General features: G+C 61.1%; 16 protein-coding genes. 8 read left to right on the top strand and 8 right to left on the bottom strand.

What is annotated here, in order from left to right; genetic code table 11:
• Positions 1–292: 292 nt before the first annotated feature.
• Positions 293–1057 (bottom strand): IclR family transcriptional regulator, encoded by a 765-nt coding sequence (locus AC1DKD_RS33540; protein ID WP_045242725.1) that lies wholly within the window; start codon positions 1055–1057, stop codon positions 293–295.
• A 178-nt stretch (positions 1058–1235) separates the two neighbouring features.
• Here AC1DKD_RS33540 and AC1DKD_RS33535 point away from each other — a divergent pair, with 178 nt between their 5' ends.
• The 4 genes from AC1DKD_RS33535 to AC1DKD_RS33520 all read left to right on the top strand — a co-directional run bounded on the left by AC1DKD_RS33535 (position 1236) and on the right by AC1DKD_RS33520 (position 5826).
• A complete protein-coding gene (locus AC1DKD_RS33535) occupies positions 1236–1370 on the top strand; it encodes a hypothetical protein (RefSeq protein ID WP_441631848.1) in 135 nt (44 codons plus the stop codon).
• Positions 1371–1423: 53 nt separating this feature from the next.
• Positions 1424–2728 carry an MFS transporter gene (locus AC1DKD_RS33530; RefSeq protein ID WP_441631846.1) on the top strand — a complete coding sequence of 435 codons (1305 nt, stop codon included), beginning with the start codon at positions 1424–1426 and terminating at the stop codon, positions 2726–2728.
• Positions 2729–2809: 81 nt separating this feature from the next.
• On the top strand, positions 2810–4237 hold the full coding sequence (sauS, locus tag AC1DKD_RS33525) for an acylating sulfoacetaldehyde dehydrogenase (RefSeq protein WP_441631844.1): 1428 nt from the start codon (positions 2810–2812) through the stop codon (positions 4235–4237).
• A 68-nt stretch (positions 4238–4305) separates the two neighbouring features.
• Positions 4306–5826, top strand: coding sequence for an AMP-binding protein (locus AC1DKD_RS33520; RefSeq protein ID WP_477144218.1), 1521 nt, complete (start codon positions 4306–4308; stop codon positions 5824–5826).
• Between the two features lie 119 nt (positions 5827–5945).
• Here the strand turns inward: AC1DKD_RS33520 and cynS are convergent, their stop codons facing one another.
• Entirely contained in the window at positions 5946–6416 is a 471-nt protein-coding gene (cynS, locus tag AC1DKD_RS33515) for a cyanase (protein WP_276285879.1), read from the bottom strand.
• Between the two features lie 27 nt (positions 6417–6443).
• Positions 6444–7103, bottom strand: coding sequence for a carbonic anhydrase (locus AC1DKD_RS33510; RefSeq protein ID WP_441631841.1), 660 nt, complete (start codon positions 7101–7103; stop codon positions 6444–6446).
• Positions 7104–7220: 117 nt separating this feature from the next.
• Between AC1DKD_RS33510 and cynR the strand changes: the two genes are divergently transcribed.
• Together cynR and AC1DKD_RS33500 are read left to right on the top strand one after the other, a co-directional pair.
• Complete coding sequence (cynR, locus tag AC1DKD_RS33505) at positions 7221–8120, top strand: transcriptional regulator CynR (protein ID WP_441631839.1); 900 nt, start codon at positions 7221–7223, stop codon at positions 8118–8120.
• 450 nt (positions 8121–8570) lie between these two features.
• The gene (locus AC1DKD_RS33500) at positions 8571–9272 is read left to right on the top strand and encodes a hypothetical protein (RefSeq protein ID WP_441631837.1); all 702 of its coding nucleotides are present in this window, start codon (positions 8571–8573) and stop codon (positions 9270–9272) included.
• Between the two features lie 73 nt (positions 9273–9345).
• Here the strand turns inward: AC1DKD_RS33500 and cyoD are convergent, their stop codons facing one another.
• The 4 genes from cyoD to cyoA form a co-directional block, all read right to left on the bottom strand.
• Positions 9346–9720: a cytochrome o ubiquinol oxidase subunit IV gene (gene cyoD, locus AC1DKD_RS33495; protein ID WP_045242733.1), complete on the bottom strand. Its 375-nt coding sequence runs from the start codon at positions 9718–9720 to the stop codon at positions 9346–9348.
• Positions 9717–10319, bottom strand: coding sequence for a cytochrome o ubiquinol oxidase subunit III (gene cyoC, locus AC1DKD_RS33490; protein WP_045242734.1), 603 nt, complete (start codon positions 10317–10319; stop codon positions 9717–9719). Before cyoC ends, cyoD begins: the two co-directional genes overlap by 4 nt.
• A gap of 3 nt (positions 10320–10322) precedes the next feature.
• On the bottom strand, positions 10323–12050 hold the full coding sequence (locus AC1DKD_RS33485; RefSeq protein ID WP_477144217.1) for a cbb3-type cytochrome c oxidase subunit I: 1728 nt from the start codon (positions 12048–12050) through the stop codon (positions 10323–10325).
• Positions 12051–12118: 68 nt separating this feature from the next.
• Positions 12119–12979, bottom strand: coding sequence for a ubiquinol oxidase subunit II (cyoA, locus tag AC1DKD_RS33480; protein WP_441631852.1), 861 nt, complete (start codon positions 12977–12979; stop codon positions 12119–12121).
• Between the two features lie 315 nt (positions 12980–13294).
• Between cyoA and AC1DKD_RS33475 the strand changes: the two genes are divergently transcribed.
• A complete protein-coding gene (locus AC1DKD_RS33475) occupies positions 13295–14698 on the top strand; it encodes an aminotransferase-like domain-containing protein (protein WP_441631832.1) in 1404 nt (467 codons plus the stop codon).
• Between the two features lie 51 nt (positions 14699–14749).
• Here the strand turns inward: AC1DKD_RS33475 and AC1DKD_RS33470 are convergent, their stop codons facing one another.
• Positions 14750–15040: a hypothetical protein gene (locus AC1DKD_RS33470; RefSeq protein ID WP_441631830.1), complete on the bottom strand. Its 291-nt coding sequence runs from the start codon at positions 15038–15040 to the stop codon at positions 14750–14752.
• 170 nt (positions 15041–15210) lie between these two features.
• Here AC1DKD_RS33470 and AC1DKD_RS33465 point away from each other — a divergent pair.
• Positions 15211–15466: hypothetical protein (locus tag AC1DKD_RS33465; protein ID WP_477144216.1), on the top strand; the 256-nt coding region annotated here is incomplete at its 3' end.

The following is a 15466-nucleotide window of genomic DNA, read 5'->3' as shown; positions in this document are numbered from 1 at the left end:
GACCGTGAAACGACTCCACGCCGATGATAGTGCGGATACCCGTGTGAAAGTAGGTAATCGCCAGGCTCTCCCTTGAAACCCCCCAGTACGAAAGTACTGGGGGGTTTTGCTTTTGCGGCTTCGTTTACGCYGATCGGTACACTTGTGCCCGATTCGTGATCACAGGCAAGAAATAGTGCCGGATACGCCGGGTATCGTTCGCATCGCGGATGGCTCGACCGCGTGTAGTTCAAATCCTTTCCGCCGCCAGCAGCGTGGCGGACCCCCCCTTGCCTGGCGCTGCGTCAGTTGGTCATGTCCGGAATGTCTCCGCCGTCTCTTCGGCGGCCTTGCGCAGATCGGGGACGAAGGCCAGCAGGTCGTCGAGCGTAAGCCGCCCGACCGGCGCCTGCACCGCGATCGCGGCGCAGGCACGATTGCGATCCAGCATGACCGGCACCGCAATCGCGATCAACCCCTGCAGATGCTCCTGGTCGTTGATGGCCAGCATGCGCTTGCGTGTCGTCGCAAGTTCCTTACGCAACGCTTCGCGATCGATGATGGTCCGCTCCGAATACGCGTGTAGCGGCAATGTATCGACCATGCGGTCGCGTCTTTCCTTCGGCAGGAAGCTGAGCAGGACTTTGCCGCTTGCCGAGCAATGTAGCGGCACATGCGAGCCCGGCTGCAAGTGCATGCGCAACGGCCATTCAGTTTCGACCCGGTCGATGTACACCACGTCGTTCCCGGAGAGCATCGTCAGATTGCACGTCTCGCCGATCTTAGTCACCAGTTGTTCGAGCAGCGCGTGACGCGCCGCGGCCGGACCTGCGTGCATCAGGACGTTCACCGCCAGGGCGCGCACCCGCGGTGAGCACTCATAGAGCCGGTCGCCCGCACCCCGCGTGACCAGCCATGCGTCCATCAGTTGCACCAGTATGCGGTGCACCGTCTGTTTAGGTAAGCCGAGCGCCTCGACGAGTTCCGTCATGGCAAGCGGACGCCCGGCCTGCGCCAGCGTCTCTAGCACGCGAAAGGCGCGGACCGCCGCAGCATTCGATTGGTTGGATCTTGTCATGCTGGCTCCTGACAGCAGTACTTCCGCTTCCCCACATGCATCGACTTTATCGTTTTTCGGGACAGATTGGAGTCCCGAAATCTGCATTTTTCCACTCTGAAGCGTACGCAGCGAAGGATAGCGCGAAAAACGGGACATCCTGGCGCGATGGTTTGATTAGATTGGGTCGAAAGCAGTCGTGGACGCCATGGCTCTGGCTGCAAAAATTGACATCACGAAAAAGGAGGAAACAGGAAAAAGGAATCTGAAAAAAGACAAGAACGGCGTTGCAAGACTGGTGGTTTCAATTCCAGTGGTTCTTTGGAATGCGTGAAAGTCGGCATAGATTCGACCATTCATATAATTAATTAAAATGGTGAGAGAGACATGAAAAAAATATTCAAAGTCAGGCACATGATATTGGGGCTGATGTGTCTGATGTATTTCATCGCCTATATTGACCGTGTCAATATATCAATTATCGCCCCATTCCTCAAAGATGAGATGGCGCTTACGCCGACTCAACTGGGGCTCGTCTTTTCAGCCTTTGCCTATCCCTACGCCGCCATGCAGATACTGGGCGGCTGGTTCGCCGACAAGTATGGACCGAGGCTGGTGCTGACCATACTCACCAGCATTTGGGCGATTGCGACGATCCTTTGCGGCTTTTCCTGGGGCCTCGGATCGCTGATCATGTTCCGGATCCTGCTTGGCATCGGTGAAGGTGGCGCATTCCCGGCAGCAACGCGCTCCTTCACATACTGGATGCCGGCCACGGAACGCGGCTTCGCCCAGGGTATCACGCATAGCTTCGCGCGCCTGGGTGGCGCCGTTACTCCGCCGATTGTGCTGGTCATTGTCGCCGCCTACGGCTGGCGCGAATCGTTCGTGATTCTCGGTGTGGTCAGCCTGATCTGGACCTGTCTCTATGTCTGGCTGTTCCGCAATACGCCGCTGGAGCACAAATGGGTCCAACCCGCAGAGTTGAAGGAGATCGGCGTCAATTCACGCGAGTTGAAGAAGGCAGCAGCAGGAAAAACGCCATGGAAGCAGATGTTCAGGCGCATGTGGCTGGTGACGTTCGTGGACTTTTGCTACGGATGGTCGCTCTGGGTGTTCCTGACGTGGCTGCCCTCCTACCTGAAGGATGCGCGTGGATTTGACGTAAAGCAGCTGGCATTGTTCACGGCGCTGCCACTGCTTGCCGGCGTGGTTGGCGACACCCTCGGTGGCGTCATCTCAGACATCATCTACAAGAAGACCGGAAACCTCAAGCTGGCCCGGCGTGCATTGCTGTTCGTCGGGCTGGCCGGTTCCCTGGTATTTATCGTACCGGCGATCTATACCCAGAGCCCGCTGACGGCGGTGATGCTGCTCGCAGCATCTTTCTTCTTCCTTGAACTGACCAATGCCGTCTTGTGGAGCCTGCCGCTCGATATTGCCGGAAAGTTTGCGGGAACCGCTGGCGGAATGATGAACACAGGCTTCGGCGTGGCAGGAATGATCTCGCCCGCTTTGTTCGGTTTCCTGATCCAGAAAACGGGAAGCTATGAACTGCCATTCCTGATTTCGGCCGGATTCTTGGGGCTCGCGGCAATCTGTTCGTTACGGATCGATCCGACAAACAAGATCGAGGATGAGCAGGAAGACGCGCTGTCGCTGGGTGGGTCCGGACTAGGGACTGCGCATTGAAATTTGCCTTTCCCTTGGCAGGGGAAGGCCCCGGTTTTGGCAGTGACAGCACCACGAATGACAAATGAACGGAGAGACAGAATGTCAATGGAAACGTGCGCGAACACCCATGCGTCGGCAGAGGGCGAAGTGATTTCCAAACTGATCAGGAAGGCAAGGGCGGCGCAGCGCAGCTACGAGCGCTATTCGCAGGCACAAGTGGACGAGGTGGTCACCGCGGCGGGATGGGCGATCGTGCATCCCGAGCATAATCGTATCCTGGCCGAGATGGCGGTGCGCGACACCGGGCTCGGCAACGTCCCCGACAAGATCCAGAAGAACTACCGAAAGACGTTGGGGCTGCTACGCGACCTGAAACATGCGAAGACAGTCGGCATCATCGCCGAGTATCCGGAGCGCGGACTGGTGGAGATTGCCCGTCCCGTCGGCGTGGTAGCCGCGATTACCCCTTCCACCAATCCGGCGGCGACACCCGCCAACAAGATCATCAATGCGCTGAAGGGGCGCAATGCGGTCATCGTCGCGCCCTCTCCAAAGGGACTTTCCACTTGCGCCGCCCTGGTGGCTTACATTCACGCGGAGCTGGATAAGCTCGGCGTGCCGCTGGACCTGGTCCAGTATCTGCCCGGACCGATTACCAAGCAGGCAACCCAGGAGCTGATGCGCCAGGCGGACCTGGTGGTCGCGACAGGCTCGCAGAACAATATCCGGTCCGCTTATGCGAGCGGATCGCCAGCATTCGGAGTCGGTGCGGGCAACGTTGCCTCGATCATCGATACCTCTGCAAGTCTTGGTGAAGCGGCGCAAATGATTGCCAGTTCGAAGACGTTCGACAATGCGACGAGCTGCTCGTCCGAAAACAGCGTGGTCATCCTCGACACGGTCTATGACGCGGCGCTGGCGGCGCTGACCGATGCCGGCGGCACGCTGCTGAACACGGAAGAGAAGTGCCGGTTGCAGGAGACGATGTGGCCGAGGGGAAAGCTGGATTCCGCCGTGACCGCGCAGTCCGCGCCCAGGATCGCGGCGCTGGCTGGCCTGGAGCGGCCGGGCGTGACGCAAGCGAAATTCCTGATGGTGGAGGAAGTTGGTGCCGGTCCGGAGTATCCATATTCGGGTGAAAAGCTCTCTCCCGTGCTGACCGTCTATCGCGCTCGCGACTTTGATCACGCTTGCGCGATAGTCAACGATATCTATGGCTATCTGGGGGCGGGCCATTCGGTGGGAATTCATACAGCGGATGATGACCATATCCTGCACCTGGGAAATGCGCTTCCAGTCTGCCGGGTCATCGTCAATCAGGCGCATTGCTTTGCGACCGGCGGCAGTTTCGAGAACGGTTTGCCATTCTCGCTTTCCATGGGATGCGGCACATGGGGTGGCAATAATTTCTCGGAGAATATGAACTACAGGAACTTCCTCAACATCACGCATATCGTGCGAAAGCTCAAGGAACAGGTTCCCTCCGAGGAAGAATTATTTGGTGAGTACCTGCGCAAGCACGGCTAATCGATCCGTTGCGAATCAGTCGTAAAGCCATATAAGTCTTTTACTGCTTGAACGTGAGGAATATAGACATGCTGCGCACCATTCGAGAATATGTCGACTTTCAGGCCGCCGAACGACCGGAAGCGATTTACCTGATTGCACCGGAACCTGACCTGAGCATGACGTTCGCCGGCTTGCGGAGTGCCTCTCGCGAGCTGGCACGCTTTCTTCTCGGCCAGGGTATTCGGAAGGGCGACACGGTGGCGATGCTGATGCACAACGGCTACCAGACCTGCCGCCTGTTCATTGGCGTCATGTATGGCGGGTTTTGCGCGACGCCGCTGAATCTGCTCGCGCACCCGTCGCAGCTCGAGTACGTGCTGAATCACAGCGACGCCAGGATCGTATTCGTCGCGCCCGACCAGCTGGAGCGTCTGAATGCTGCGCTGGCCAATGTGACGCGGGATATCCAGGTCGTGCTGTGCGATGTCGATGCGCGGGAATGCATCCCGGTGCCGGACGAGGAGGTGGAGCTGCCACCCGTGGGCGAAGAGGATGACGCACTGATGATGTACACGTCCGGCACGACCGGCAAGCCAAAGGGGGTCGTGCTGGCAAACCGGTCCATCGTGTCGGGTGGACAGTTCGTATCGGCAGCCCACGAACTCGCGGCCCAAGACAGGGTGCTGGCGGTTTTGCCCCTCTACCACATCAATGCCCAGATTGTGACCGCGACATCGCCGCTAATTCATGGCGGGAGCCTGGTTCTGCCGCATCGATTTCGGGTCTCCGGCTTCTGGGAGCTGGTGGYGCGGCATCGATGCACCTGGATCAATGTAGTGCCGACCATGATTTCCTACCTGTTGAATGGTGCGGGTCCGGCGCGGGATGGGCTGGATCTCAGCCGGGTCCGCTTCTGCCGTTCTGCTTCCGCTCCGCTGCCGCCCAGCCAGCATCGTGCCTTTGAAGACGCATTCAGGATCGGCGTGATCGAGACGATGGGGCTCACGGAAACCGCCGCGCCATGCTTTACCAATCCGCTAGAGCCTTCACAGCGCAAGATCGGCAGTCCTGGGCGGGCCTTTGGCAATGAGGTCACGATTGTCAATGCGGAGGGAAATGTGGTCGCTTCGGGTGAAGCGGGCGAGATCCTGGTGCGTGGCCCGAACGTCATGAAGGGCTATTACAAGAGTCCGGAAGAAACCGCCACGACGCTGACGGCGGATGGCTGGCTTCATACGGGAGATCTTGGATACCTGGACGCGGATGGATTTGTCTTCGTCACCGGCCGGATCAAGGAGCTCATCATCAAGGGGGGTGAGAACATTGCGCCTCGCGAGATAGACGAGGCATTGCTCAAGCATCCGGCTGTGCTGGAGGCCGCGGTGGTGGGCGTTCCGGACGAGCACTACGGCCAGGAGTTGATGGCGTGCATCGTGTTCAAACCTGGAGAGCGATGCACGGAGGACGAACTGAGATCGTTTTGCCGGAACGAACTGGGCGCTTACAAGACACCCAGGTCATTCCGCTTTGTCGACGAACTGCCCAAGGGACCGTCCGGCAAGGTGCAGCGGCTGAAACTCCTCGGCATGGAGGAGATCCCCGCGTAGCGCGCGTCCAGCCTCGGCCGTGCCGGACCGCGTGCAGTGCCCGGTTGGTGAGCTGGCGGGTTGGCGGATAGCGGCGGGCGGCGAAAGCCGCTCGCATGCGCCTGCCGTCCAATGGAGGCTCAGAAGGGCTTCGTGGGCAGATACTTCCCGTCGAGAGTGATCACGGCGCGGTGACCGCCGTCCGGGTCCTCGACCTTCTGGATGTCCAGCCTGAAGTTGATGGCGCTGATGATGCCGTCGCCGAACTTCTCGTGCACCAGGGCCTTGAGCGTCGAACCATAGATCTGCACGATTTCATAGAACCGGTAGATGGTCGGGTCGGTCGGCACGCCGCCCGGAATGCTGCCGCGCAGCGGGATGGTCTGCAGCAGGCGCGCGGCATCCTCACCCAGTTCGAGCTTGTCGGCAACCGAATTGGCGACGTGTTCAGGCAGCGGATGCTGGCCCAGGAGGGCGGCCGTCACATAGGCGAGGGTCAGGCCGGAGCCTTCGTTGAGATCTTCGAATGTAAGGTCCTTGCGCGTCTTGGCGTCGATGATGGCATCGGTCAGGGCCTGGCGGTTGGTCTGGCTGTATTGCGACTGGGGCATGAAAGACTCCTTGGGGGGAATATACGCTCAGGCAGCAATGCCGAGCCTGGTTGGGGTTGCGCAGACATGCGGATGGTCCGCAAGGGCGACGAAGTGGTTCGTGGTGCCGTCCAGGGCGGCGATCGAGCCGGTTTCGATGTCGTACACCCAGCCGTGAAGCTGCAGGCGCCCTTGCTCGAGCGCGAGGGCAACGGACGGATGGGTCTTGATGTTGGCGAGTTGCGCGATGACGTTCTCGCGCACCATCGAGTCGACACGCGCGCGCGGCGATGCGTGCTCGCGCGCCTCGTTGACGGACTTGGCGGCATCGCAGTGACGCAGCCAGCCGGCGACGGCCGGCATGTGATCCAGGCATTGGCAGGTGGCAATCGCGGTCATGGCGCCGCAATCCGAGTGGCCGCAGATCACCACGTCCGTGACGCCAAGCCCCGCGACCGCGTACTCGACGCTGGCGGAAACGCCGCCGGGCTGCGTGCCGTATGACGGCACCACGTTGCCGGCGTTGCGGATCACGAACAGGTCGCCAGGCTCGCGTTGGGTCAGCAGTTCGGGTACGACCCGGCTGTCGGAGCAGGCGATGAACAACGTGCGCGGATTCTGGCTCGTGGCCAGGCGCTTGAAGAGTTCGGAGCGTTTCGGGAACTCTTCGCGCTGGAACTTCAGGAATCCGTCAATGAGGTCTTGCATCGCTTTGCTCCATCGTTGTGGGTGGTGAACCGATGGGAGAATCATGGACGAATTTTTCTATAGGGTCCAAGACCGGTTTATTATGCTTTCCATAGAAAACACCAATAGTTAAATCCCATGCTGCTGCGTCATATCCGTTACTTCCTTGCCGTGGCCGACAGCGGCAACTTCACGCGAGCCGCCGAACTGCTGCACGTTTCCCAGCCGACGTTGTCGCAGCAGATCAGGCAGCTTGAGGAAACCCTGGGCGTGCAACTCTTCGACCGGTCCGGACGCAGCATCAGGACCACGGATGCCGGCCAGGCGTACCTGCTCTATGCGCGCCGAGCGCTGCAGGACCTGGAAGCTGGGTCGCGGGCTATCCACGATGTGCGCGACCTGACGCGCGGCACCTTGCGCCTGGCGATGACGCCCACCTTCGCGCCCTATCTGGTCGGCCCGCTGGTCATGGGATTCAACGAGAAGTATCCCGGCGTCACGCTGCGCTTGCTGGAAATACCACAGGAGCAGATCGAGCAACTGCTGGCCGCCGACAACCTGGATGTCGGGATCGCCTTCGAGGACGTGCATCTGCCGGACATCGAAGCGCAGACCTTGATGCAGGAGCGGCTCGCACTGGTGGTGGGCACGACGCACCGCTTTGCCAGACGGCGAGCGGCGCTGACACTGAAGGAACTGGAGGGTGAGCCGATGGCGTTGCTCACCATGGAGTTTGCAACGCGCCGCTATATCGATCGCTACTTTGGCGGGCAGGGTGTTCCCCCGCGAATCGCATTTGAGGCGAACTCTGTCAACGCCGTGATCGAGGCAGTGCGCCGAGGCCGGTTGATGACGGTGTTGCCCGCTGCCATCGTTGAAGACAACAGCGAGCTTTGCAGGCTCAAGGTGGAGCCGCCGCTGCCGCCCCGGGGAGCCGCATTGCTCCAGCGCAAGGGCGCATACCGGACCGCGGCCGCGCGGGCCTTTTCCGACTTTGCACAAGTCGCATGCGGCGCCGGCGGGCGCAACCTGCGTTGATCTGTCCGAGCTATCTCTCCAACGAAATTCAGATTCAGGACACTGGCGAGCCCGGCCTTCGAGACATCGGATGAAGGCTGGGCACTCCCTGCCCATGGCCATCGCCTTTCGTGGCTGTCCGCCATCAGGCATTGTTCATTCCGGTTCCGGCACAGCTGATCGCAAGGGCTCGGCGTTCGTCAAAATAGCACGCAAGACGCTGCGTCTGCTCCGCAGTAAATAGCGGTCTTCTGCTCCTGTTTTTCCTTGCTGCGCTGCGGCAACATCTCTCTAAGCCAATGCCGTCGGTTGACCCGGCGACTCCCGGACCCACCGGGACAAAGACATTGCGCGACATTCGAAGAATCCGTTCCATGCGCGGTTCGCGCGGCCACGCGCTCGCGCCCATTCCTGTGGCCGCCGCGCGTGTCCTTAGCGCGCATCGTCGGCGCCAGAGAAACTGTCTCACTCATGACGTATCAGCTATTTTCACTGGACGGGTGTCCGGCCTGTGCCGCGCTTGAGCTATTCGTGCGGGACGCCGGTCTCGCCTATGACCGCATCGTGCTGGCGTCACCACGCCATGCCGCCGACGTGCTGGTTCTGCTTTCCGGATCCGATCCGCGTTGCCCGGCCTTGAGCCTTGGCGAGAAGACAGCAACTGGCCTCGCGGCTTGCCTGGAGCTTCTCGGTCAGCGCCACGCCGAAGGCGGATCGCTTGCAAATCTGGCATTTCATGGAACTGGCAATGCACTGGTTGACGGCGTGCTTAGCGGCCGTGTGCTGATGGCCAGAAACGAGCGGGCGTTCTCGCTTGCGCTTGGCGCGTTGCATGACGCTATCCGGGATTGGACCTCCGCCATGCCGGACGCACTGCGCCGCGCCGGCCTGTTCGTGCCGTATCTGGACCTGAGGATCGCGAATGGACTGTCTGGCGGGAAGGTCAGGCTTGCAGGTGTGTTCGGCGCTGACGAAAGCGTGCTGGAGGCAATGGTCTATCGCTTGCCGGCCGGATTTGAAGTCGCTTACCTGGACCGGATAAGGCGAGGGCGGAGCTGGGTCTATTGGGAGGGAGGCGACAGCATGCTCGGGGACCGGGCGGCGCGCTTGCACAATTCCCGTAACTGGTCCGCCGCCCTGAGCAAAGCGGCGGCCGGCAGTCTGTTTATCTAGAGGGTCATTTGTCCGTTGGGACGCGCGCGGCGCGTGGCCGGATCGCGGGAGAAGCGATCCGGCCACGGACCCGCTAGTCGCGCAGGCGCGCCCGTTCCGGCGACATATCCATCGGCATCATGTTGACGTTGGCGTTGTGCATGACCCACAACGATCCCGCGACGATGATGGCGATAAGCGCCCCGGTGCAGATGAAGATCGCCGTGTTCTGGCGCTGGTCGGCAGACGTGCCGATGTGCAGGAAGAAAACCAGCTGCACCACCAGCTGGGCGATGCAGAGCACCACGATGGCGGCGAGGCCCATGCCTTTGGGCACGAGCCCTTCCATCACCGCGCCGAACGACGCCAGGGTGAGCACCAGCGACAGCGCAAAGCCGATCACATAGCCTTTCATGCTGCCGTGCGCCGCGTGAGCCGCGGATCCGGTGGGGAGGTGGGCGGTCTTCATACAAACTCTCGCAGGTAGACAAAGGTAAACACGCAGATCCAGATCAGGTCCAGGAAGTGCCAGAACAGGCTGAGGCAGGCCAGCCGRCGCCGGGTCACGCCATCCAGACCGAAGCATTTGACCTGGTGCATCATGACCAGGATCCACAGCAGGCCGCAGGTCACATGCAGGCCGTGGGTACCCACCAGGGAAAAGTAGGAAGACAGGAACGCGCTGACGCCCGGCCCCGCGCCGGCATGAAGCAGCTCGGCGAACTCGTACAGCTCCATGGCGATGAAGGCCGCGCCGAGCAGGAACGTGACGCCCAGCCACTGGATGACCTGACGCTCCCGCCCGGCCTGCATGTTCAGCATGGCCACGCCGAAGGTGAAGCTGCTGACCAGCAGCAGCATCGTTTCCCCGAGCACGAACGGCAGCTCGAACAGGTCCCTGCCGCTCGGGCCGCCGGCCGTGTTGCCGGCGAGTACCCCGAAGGTAGCGAACAGCACTGCGAAGATCAGGCAGTCGCTCATCAGGTAGATCCAGAACCCTAGCGTGGTCTTCGTTCCGTCGTCGTGCCCGACATGTTCGTGCGCGTTGTGAATGACTGTGTAGCTCATGGGTCAAGCCGCCTTGCGTAGCTGCGCATAGCGCGAGTTTTCGATGCGTTCGACTTCGGCCGCGGGGACGTAGTAGTCCACGTCGCGGTCGTAGGTCCGTGCGATGAAGGTGCCGATGATGCCCAGCAGGCCAAGGCCCGCGAGCGCCCACATATGCCATACAAGGGCGAAGCAGAGCACCAGGCCGAACGCCGAGACGATCACGCCCGCGCTGGTATTCCTGGGCATATGGATGTCTTCATAGTGGCCTGGCCGGACATAGGCACGGCCCGCTTCCTTGTCGTCCCAGTGCTGCTCCAGCGAGGTGATGTGCGGCACATGGGCAAAGTTGTAGAAGGGCGCGGGCGAGGCGGTGGCCCACTCCAGGCTGCGGCCATCCCAGGGATCGCCGGTGAGATCGCGGTTGTTCTTGCGGTCGCGCACGCTGACGGCCAGTTGGACAAGCAGGGCGACGATGCCGGCGCCGATGATGACGGCACCGCATAGCGCGACGATCAGGTAAGGCTGCCAGTCCGCGTGCGTGTAGTGATTCATGCGGCGGGTCATGCCCTTGAAGCCGAGCACGTAGAGCGGCATGAAGGCCAGGTAGAAACATGAGTGGTAGCGGATGCGGCCGCGGTACATCGTGAACAGCCAGTTGAACAGCTTCACCCCGGTCGGGATCGAGATGATGGACGTCATGATCCCGAAGAAGGCATTGACGTTGGCGCCTGAGCCCATTGTGAAGAAGTGATGCAGCCAGACGAAGAACGACAGGATGCCGATCGACGAGGTGGCGTACACCATCGACTTGTAGCCAAACAGCGGTTTGCCGGAGAAGGTCGAGATGATCTCGGAGAAGGCCCCGAAGCACGGCAGGATCAGGATGTAGACCTCGGGGTGTCCCCAGATCCAGATCAGGTTGACGTACATCATGGCGTTGCCGCCAAGCTCATTGGTGAAGAAATGCATGCCCAGGTACCGGTCGGCGGTGAGCAGGGCGAGCGTGGCGGTCAGGACGGGGAAAAYGGCAACGATCAGGATGTTGGTGATCAGCGCGGTCCAGGTGAACACCGGCATCTTCATCAGGGTCAGGCCCGGCGCACGCATGCGCAGGATGGTGACGATGAAGTTGATGCCGGTGAGCGTTGTCCCCAATCCCGATATCTGCAATGACCATATGTAGTAGTCGACCCCCACCGTTGGGCTGTATCCCAGCCCGGATAACGGCGGATAGGCGACCCAGCCGGTGGCGGCAAAGTCGCCGACGAACATCGACAGCATGACCAGCACCGCGCCCACCGCCGAGAGCCAGAAGCTGAGCGAGTTGACGAACGGATAGGCCACGTCGCGGGCGCCGATCTGCAGCGGCACGATGACATTCATCAGGCCGAGGATGAACGGCGTCGCCACGAAGAAGATCATGATCACGCCATGCGCGGTGAAGATCTGGTCGTAGTGATGCGGAGGCAGGTAGCCGGCCGCATCGCCCACGGCGATCGCCTGCTGCACGCGCATCATGATGGCGTCGGCGAAGCCGCGCAGCAGCATGACCAGCGCCATGATGATGTACATCACGCCGATGCGCTTGTGGTCGACCGAGCAGATCCACTCGGTCCACAGGTACTTCCATTTGCCGAAATAGGTAACGGCGCCGATCAGCGCGGCACCGAGCAGGAGGACGGCGACCAGCGTACCCATGATGATGGGTTCATGGTACGGGATCGCATCGATGTTTAATTTTCCGAACATGGATCAGTGCTCCGTGGCCGCGGCGTGGTTGTGTTGCATGTGTTGCGTAGGTTGCGGATTCATTGGCTTCATGGGTTGGCGGCCAGCGGGGGGCTTTGGGCTGTGCAGACTTCTCCGCGCACATCGCCACGCGCATCGCCATGCATGTATTTGTTGACGATGCCCTGGAACAGGTCTGGCGCGACGCTCGCGTAGGTGGTCACCGGCGTTTTGGTGCTCGGGAGCTCCAGCGTGCGGTAGGCCTTCTCGTCCAGTACCAGCGGCGATTTCCTGGCTTGCTGGACCCAGGCGTCGAACTCTTCGCGCGAGGTGGCCACAGTGTCGAAATGCATGTCGGAGAATCCGGGGCCGCTGTAGGCCGCGGATAGCCCCGCGTAGATGCCGGGCGTGTCGGCGATCAGGTGGAGCTTGGTTTCCATGCCGGCCATGGCGTAGACCTGGCTGCCGAGCTGTGGGATGAACAGGGAGTTCATCATCGATTCCGCGGTGATCTTGAAATTGATCGGCGTATGGACCGGGATCGGCAAGCGGTTGACCGAGGCGATGCCGTAATCCGGGTAGATGAACAGCCATTTCCAGTTCAGGGCCACGGCCTCGACGCGCACGGGCTTGACCGTCGACTCCAGCGGCCGGTAAGGATCGAGCGAATGGGTGGTGCGCCAGATAAGAACCGCCAGGGCGGCCACGATCACGCACGGAATGGTCCAGATGACCACCTCGATGCTGGTGGAGTGGGCCCACTTGGGCGCATAGGTTGCTTTGGTATTGGACGCGCGATAGCGCCAGCCGAAATAGAGCGTCAGGAAAATGACGGGAATGACGACCAGCAGCATCAGGAACAGCGACACCAGGATCAGGGTCTTTTCCTGGTGCCCGATGTCGCCCTTCGGCGATAGCAGCTCTAGCTGGCAGCCGCTGAGCAGGAACATGGCTCCGGCACCCAGGAGCAGCCCCGCGCAGCGCAGCGAGCCCTTGCCTGTGTTGTTCAGCCTGTGCCTGTTGTTGGAATCGCGCCGGACAGCATGGCTTGCGCCGGCCAATAAGTTACGCATAAGACATACCTTGGTTATGCATCACATAACCGGCGCACGCGTCGAGACCGCCTGCCACAGCACGCTGGAAACCATTGCGAGAAAGGGAAATCCGCCCGGACGGCGGGAAACGCATACAAAGCGTTAAATGTATGGATTTGTGTGATGCTGCGGCGCATGATAATGTAAGACAAAGGCCATACATCAAGGAAAATGCGTCAAACGGAATCCATACAAGGCGAAGTGGCCGGACCTGACTGGTCGACCGCCTTCGTGCGCGGCGAGGGTGCGCGCTACCAGCAGATCGTTGGCTTCATAGAGCGCGCGGTGGGGGAAGGGCAGTTGAACCCGGGGGACCGCCTGCCGCCGCAACGCACCCTGGCCGGGCAGCTCGGGGTGGATCTCACCACGGTGACGCGGGCCTTCACCGAGGCCAAGCGGCGCAACCTGATCGAGGCGCGCGGGGCGCTGGGCACGTTCGTCGCCGCGCCGAAGGTCGAACTGGCGCAGATGGTCGACCTGAGCATGAACGTGCCGCCGCCCCCTGCCGGCGTGGACTTCCATGACATGTTGCAGCGCGGCTTGTCGCAGGTGTTGTTGCGGTCCGATGCGCACCTGCTGATGACCTACCAGCTCGGTGGCGGCAGCAAAGCGGACCGGGCCGCCGGTGCCATGTGGCTGAAGCCGATGCTGGAACCGGTCAGCCCGCAACAACTGATTGCCTGCCCCGGCGCCCAGGCCGCGCTGGCGGCGCTGATCCTCACGCTCACGCAGCCCGGCGAGGCGATCATCGCGGAGCCGCTGATCTATCCGGGTTTGCGCGCGGCGGCCGAACAGCTCGGGAGGCGCGTAGTGACCGTGGCCTCCGATGACGAAGGAATGCGGCCCGATGCGCTGGAGCAAGCATGCCGCGAGCATGGCGCGCGCGCGATCTACCTGAACCCGACCATCCAGAATCCGACCGCGCGGACCATGCCCGGGCATCGCCGCCGCGATCTCGCGCTGGCTGCGCAAACGTGCGGCGCCTGGATCATCGAAGACGATCCTTACTGGCTGCTCGGCAGCAATGCACCGCCGCCTGTGGCCCACTTTGCGCCGGGCCAGGTCTACTACGTCTCCACGCTATCGAAATGCCTGAGTCCGGGACTGCGGACCGCCTACATCCGCTTGCCCGATGCGCGCAGCCGGGCGGGCGTGCTGGCCGCGCTGCGCTCCTTTGCGCTGATGTCGACGCCATTGTCGACCGCGCTGGCCACACAGTGGATTCATGAAGGCTCCGCAGCCCAGCTGCTGGCCGGGATCCGCGCGGAAGCGTTCGCGCGGCGGGAGCTTGCACGGCAGTTGCTGTCGAGCGTGGACCAGGCGCCGCCCAGCGGCATACATGTCTGGCATCAGTTGCCGAGTTACTGGACGTCCCAGGCGCTGACGCAGGCCGCGCGGGCTGAGGATTTGCGGGTCACCGCCTCTGAAGCGTTTTATTCCGGGTCCATGCCGCCCAACGCGATCCGTATCTCGCTGGGCGGTGTCGAAGCGCGCTCTCACCTCGCGGCTGCATTGAAAAAACTGGCCGAGTTATTGGTGCGCAAGCCGCAGATGTCCGGGGAGATCGTGGTTTAATCAAAAAAGCCGCCCGCGGGCGGCTTTCTTACATACAAGAATTGCGCGGCATTACGGCTTGGGTATGTTCGGAAAGAGCCGATCGATCAAAACCTGCGCGTCCCCTACGGTAACGATGGCCAAGGCACTGGCCAGCTCTTCTTCCGGCCAGCGGAATTTCTCTACATAGATCGCTACTGCCGTCACAATCGCCGCCTTCACCATAGGCTCCAGCGGATGCCTGGCCGGATGATTGAAACAGCTTTGATTGGCGACCCAGCGCCCGCAGCCGTGATCCGCAATTTCCAGCGCGCGGCTAACGAAGCCTTCGTCTTTGATTCCTCGGTCCAATTTGATCTCCATGCCCCTGTTGGGGAGAAATAGGCTGCAAAGGCGAATTCACCAATTTAAAGGCGCGCTTCCCGTGCCTTTTGCCTCTGCCTGGCTGACTGCCAATTGTGGTGATAGCGATCAATAAGGCAGTCTGCCGTGATTAATAGCATGGAGGCCTATTCGATAGATATAGGACAAGTATGAATCTACGCGGAAACTGCTTAAAAAGCGCGGTGCAGCTAATAAGAATAAGCGCTTTTTGGCTGATCTCCTCCGATGGCATTTTGCTCAACGGAAAATTCCGTCGAAGCAGACGTTGGCTTGATCCGTCCGCAGCCGTTCTGTCACATGGCGGAACGTGTATGGGCGTCGGCTCACGAAGCGTCCTGCGCCCAGCGTTCCACCAAATCAGCGGGAATCGCCTGAAATACTTCATCGAAGCGCTTGCCTGTCAGC

This window comes from Cupriavidus sp. 05T313 (assembly GCF_056396665.1).
This window is presented reverse-complemented; position numbering and strand designations above follow the sequence as displayed.

Excerpts from the sequence above, each read along its gene's own strand:
- AC1DKD_RS33540 (WP_045242725.1), bottom strand. The coding sequence starts at position 1,057 with ATGACAAGATCCAACCAATCGAATGCTGCGGCGGTCCGCGCCTTTCGC.
- AC1DKD_RS33530 (WP_441631846.1), top strand. The coding sequence starts at position 1,424 with ATGAAAAAAATATTCAAAGTCAGGCACATGATATTGGGGCTGATGTGT.
- sauS (WP_441631844.1), top strand. The coding sequence starts at position 2,810 with ATGTCAATGGAAACGTGCGCGAACACCCATGCGTCGGCAGAGGGCGAA.
- cynS (WP_276285879.1), bottom strand. The coding sequence starts at position 6,416 with ATGCCCCAGTCGCAATACAGCCAGACCAACCGCCAGGCCCTGACCGAT.
- AC1DKD_RS33510 (WP_441631841.1), bottom strand. The coding sequence starts at position 7,103 with ATGCAAGACCTCATTGACGGATTCCTGAAGTTCCAGCGCGAAGAGTTC.
- cynR (WP_441631839.1), top strand. The coding sequence starts at position 7,221 with ATGCTGCTGCGTCATATCCGTTACTTCCTTGCCGTGGCCGACAGCGGC.
- AC1DKD_RS33500 (WP_441631837.1), top strand. The coding sequence starts at position 8,571 with ATGACGTATCAGCTATTTTCACTGGACGGGTGTCCGGCCTGTGCCGCG.
- cyoD (WP_045242733.1), bottom strand. The coding sequence starts at position 9,720 with ATGAAGACCGCCCACCTCCCCACCGGATCCGCGGCTCACGCGGCGCAC.
- cyoA (WP_441631852.1), bottom strand. The coding sequence starts at position 12,979 with ATGTTCCTGCTCAGCGGCTGCCAGCTAGAGCTGCTATCGCCGAAGGGC.
- AC1DKD_RS33475 (WP_441631832.1), top strand. The coding sequence starts at position 13,295 with ATGCGTCAAACGGAATCCATACAAGGCGAAGTGGCCGGACCTGACTGG.
- AC1DKD_RS33470 (WP_441631830.1), bottom strand. The coding sequence starts at position 15,040 with ATGGAGATCAAATTGGACCGAGGAATCAAAGACGAAGGCTTCGTTAGC.